General features: G+C 64.8%; 5 protein-coding genes. 4 read left to right on the plus strand and 1 reads right to left on the minus strand.

Annotated features, from left to right (window positions below):
• From AC1DMG_RS20605 to AC1DMG_RS20615, 3 genes are all read left to right on the plus strand, one after another.
• The coding region (locus AC1DMG_RS20605) for a hypothetical protein (protein ID WP_477181010.1) at positions 1–580 on the plus strand (580 nt) is incomplete at its 5' end.
• Positions 581–801: 221 nt separating this feature from the next.
• Positions 802–1,506, plus strand: a complete 705-nt coding sequence (locus AC1DMG_RS20610) for a c-type cytochrome (protein ID WP_477176733.1) — start codon at positions 802–804, stop codon at positions 1,504–1,506.
• On the plus strand, positions 1,503–2,786 hold the full coding sequence (locus AC1DMG_RS20615; protein WP_477181011.1) for a c-type cytochrome: 1,284 nt from the start codon (positions 1,503–1,505) through the stop codon (positions 2,784–2,786). The genes AC1DMG_RS20610 and AC1DMG_RS20615 overlap by 4 nt, the downstream gene beginning before the upstream one ends.
• A gap of 15 nt (positions 2,787–2,801) precedes the next feature.
• Here AC1DMG_RS20615 and AC1DMG_RS20620 read toward each other — a convergent pair whose 3' ends face one another.
• Positions 2,802–3,782 carry an NAD-dependent epimerase/dehydratase family protein gene (locus tag AC1DMG_RS20620; RefSeq protein WP_477176726.1) on the minus strand — a complete coding sequence of 327 codons (981 nt, stop codon included), beginning with the start codon at positions 3,780–3,782 and terminating at the stop codon, positions 2,802–2,804.
• Positions 3,783–3,872: 90 nt separating this feature from the next.
• Between AC1DMG_RS20620 and AC1DMG_RS20625 the strand changes: the two genes are divergently transcribed.
• On the plus strand, positions 3,873–4,060 hold a 188-nt coding region (locus AC1DMG_RS20625; protein WP_477181012.1), incomplete at its 3' end, for a helix-turn-helix domain-containing protein.

Below are 4,060 nucleotides of genomic sequence, written 5' to 3' on the forward strand. Positions count from 1 at the left end.
GACCTATGCACGGCACCTGGATCTGACCCAGCTGGAAATGCAGCGCCTCGCCGACGCCCTGCATCCGCGCGCCTGGCGTGAACATGGTTTGGCGGCGACCTTCGAGAGCGGTCCATTGTCGAAGGCCGCCTCGCTGGTGGGCGCGGTCTACAGCTGCACGCTCACCGGCAGCGGCCTCAACCTGCTGGCGCCCGACGTCCACATGATGCTCTACCGCCAGGCCTGCGAAGTGCTGGTGTACATGCTGGCGCGCGAGCCGATGAAGCGCGTGCGCGTACATATTCGCGGCGGCTGCTCGCACGGCCGGCGCTGGGTAGTGTTGCGCATGAGCGCCGTTCGCTCGGCGCCTGCGCAGCGCGGTCGGCCGGTACCCGAATGGCGCCAGCTCGTATCGCTGCTCGGCACCAATGGACAGGGCATGGCCACCGTGCGCGAACGCGCGCTCATCTACGGTGGCGTGGTGCACGAACGCGAGAGCCAGGATCATCTTGGCGTGACCCTGCTGTTGCACGACGCGTTGCGCGTCGACACGCCGGCTTCGCTGCAGATGCCGCCGCTGGATCGAGCGGTGTCGGCCTGACCCACACGGGAAATCGACAGCACCGGGATCAAGCTTGTGCGGCATGATGTCGCTAAATCGCGCCGTCTGATGGTTTGATCCTGCACAGCGTGGATGCGCGCCTATAATCGACCACCGTTGCGGCGCGGCACGTTCTCGCCGCGCACTCAGGCGTAGGTCGGGGAAACATGAAAACCCTTTCAGCGAAGTGGTCGCAGGCCGGGCGCGCATGGGGCGCATGGATGGCGTTGATCTTGTTGGCGCATGTTGGCCTTGTCCACGCACAGGACGCGCCGCATCCTGTTATTCCCGACACGCTGCAGCAACGCATTGCTGCATGCACCGCCTGCCACGGCGCGCATGGTGAAGGCACGCCGGAAAGCGGATTTTTTCCGCGCCTGGCGGGTAAGCCCGCCGGCTATCTCGCGCGCCAGCTGAAGGATTTCCAGCTGGGCCTGCGCAAGTACGGTCCGATGGAATACACCGTGCGGCAGCTCAGCCCCGAATACATGCACGAGATTGCCGAGTACTTCGCCGCGCAAGAGGTTCCTTACGCGCCTTCGCCGTTGCCCCGCATCACCGCGCAAGCGCAAGAGCGCGGCGAAACGCTGGTGCTGCATGGTGATCCGTCGCGCCAGATTCCCGCTTGCCAGTCTTGCCATGGCAGTCAGCTCACCGGCGTGCAGCCCGATATTCCGGGACTGGTCGGCTTGCCGTACGACTACCTGAGCTCGCAGCTCGGCTCATGGCGGACAAAAACGCGAGCGATGACGGCACCGGACTGCATGGCGGAAATCGCCAATCGCCTGAGCGACTCGGACATCACCGCCGTGTCGGCATGGCTGGCCAGCCGTGCACTGCCGGCCGACATGCACGCGCAGGCGCCAGGGTCGGTGACGCCGCCGCTTCGTTGTGGCGTGCTTGGCGACAAGGGAGACGGCGCATGAAGCGCATGGCGATCATCGTTGTCGTGGTTCTGCTGCTGGCCGGTGGCTGGTGGTGGTTCCAGCATGAGGCGAAGCCTTCCGTGGCGCCATCCACCAGCAGGGCCGATAGAGCGAGTTTGAAGGATCCGGCGCTGATCGCGAAGGGCGAATACCTCACAGCGGTGGGTGATTGCGCGTCGTGCCACACCGCCCAAGGTGGCGAGCGTTACGCAGGTGGACGCGTGCTGCCTACGCCGTTCGGAAATATTCCCTCGCCCAATATCACGCCTGATCACGCGACTGGGTTGGGTGACTGGAGCTTCGAGGATTTCTGGCAGGCGCTGCACAGCGGCAAGGGACGCCAGGGTGAATTGCTGTATCCGGTGTTCTCCTATACCTCCTACACCAAGGTGTCGCGCGACGATGCGTTGGCGATGTTCGCCTATCTGCAATCGTTGGCGCCCGTGCATGCGCCAGCGCAACAACCGACGCTGGAATTTCCATACAGCGTGCGCAGCGGACTGAAGGCGTGGCGCGCGTTGTATTTCCATGAAGGCGAGTTCCAGCGCGATGCGTCGAAATCCGATGCATGGAATCGCGGCGCGTATCTCGTGCAGGGCTTGGGCCATTGCAACGAATGCCATGCACCGCGCGATTCCTTGGGCGGGCAGGAAGGCAAGGCTTCGCTGGCCGGCGGACAGATTCCCGCGCAAAACTGGTACGCGCCGGATCTGAGCATGCAAGCCAATGGCGGCCTTGCCGGCTGGAGCGAGCAGGACATCGTCGATCTGCTGAAGACGGGTCAGTCCGCGCGCGGCACGGCGTTTGGCCCCATGGCCGACGTGGTGGTGCAGAGCACGCAGCATCTGCACGATGAAGACCTGCGTGCGATCGCCACCTATCTGCAATCCTTGCCGCCGCGGGCCGCAACAAAGTCGCAGGAATCGTTGCTCGACACGCACGCCATCATGGCGCAGGGCGCGAAGGTGTACGAACAGCGTTGCGCGGATTGCCACGGCRAGGACGGCAACGGCGTGGTGGGTGTCTATCCGCCGCTCAATGGCAATTCTTCGGTGAATGAGCCGACCGCCATCAATGCGATGCGCGTGGTCCTGCTGGGCGGATTTGCGCCGGTGACCAAGGGCAATCCGCGGCCTTATTCGATGCCGCCGTTCGCGCAGCAATTGAGCGACGCCGATGTTGCGGCGGTGGTGACCTACATCCGCAGGTCGTGGACGAACTCCGCCTCGGTGGTGATGGAGCGCGACGTCGGCAAATACCGCCACACGCCGATCGACTGATCGGCGCTGCGCGTATCACGCCGGCGCATCTGCGTGGCCGGCGACCTTGCTGATGCAGCCGGCACCGACAAGTGCTGCGCGAACCGCCTGGTCGAATGGCGTATAGAGCTCGTTTCCAAGGAACGCCTTGAGCTTGGCATCGTCGAGCTGGACGCGGTCGCGCCACAGATAGCGCATCTTGCAGAGCTCGCGCATGGTTTCGTTGAACGGCGAGGCGAGCTGCGCCAGCCACCAGGGAAAACGCCCAGCCTTGATCGTGTCGTCGCCGGTGGCATGACGCACGGCGTCGAGCATGGCGTGCCCGTCGACCCAGTGGCCGCCGAAATGAAAGCGCTCAAACGGTGCCAACTCCGCTTCGCGATCGAGGAGGCGTACCAGCGTCTGAGCGACATCCGGCAAATAGGCCCAGCTATGGCCGATGCTGTAGTCGCCGGGATAGGCGATGCGCGTGACCGGCTTGCCGGCCTGCAGCAAACCCTGCGCGAACCAGTTGTTGCCGGCGCGCGGTCCAAAGAAGTCGCCGCAGCGAAGCACCAGCACGCGGGCACCTGTCTGCGCGGCGGCCCGCAAACGGCGCTCCATCTCGACGCGAATCTCGCCCTTGCGGGTGCGTGGATGCTGCGGCGCCTCCTCGCCAAGCAGGGGAAAGGCGTCCGGACCGTAGTTGTAGACGGTGCCCGGCAGCACGATGCGGGCGCCATTCGCCTGGGCGGCGGCGATGGTGTTGTCCACCATGGGCAGCACCAACTGGTTCCATGCCTTGTAGCCCGGTGGGTTCACGGCATGGACGATCACGTCTACACCGGCCGCCGCGTCGAGGACGTCGGCGCGCTGCATGGCATCGCCGATGCGCCAGTCGATGGTGTTCGGACCCGCTTCCGGGACCTTGCGGACCAGAGCGCGCACTTGCCAGCCGCGTCGCAGCAGGGCCGTGCAGGTTTCCTGGCCAATCCCGCCGTTGGCGCCGATCACTAGAGCCGTACGCTGCGATTGCATGACAAGTCCTCGTTGGGGAGGGCCACAGCTTGCGAGCCCGGCAGCTAAAAGAAAATTGCCGATCGGCGAAGATCTGCTATAAAAATATGCATGGCCAACGTGGAACCCGCTTGGGAGCTTTATCGGTCCTTTCTCGCCGTGATGCGGGAAGGCAGCCTGTCGGGTGCGGCCCGCGCGCTGGACATGACCCAGCCCAGCCTTGGGCGCCACATGCGTGAGCTGGAATCGACGCTGGGCGCGGCGCTGTTTGCCCGTTCGCCGCAAGGCCTGGTGCCCAC

Source organism: Dyella sp. 01N36 (genome assembly GCF_056399745.1).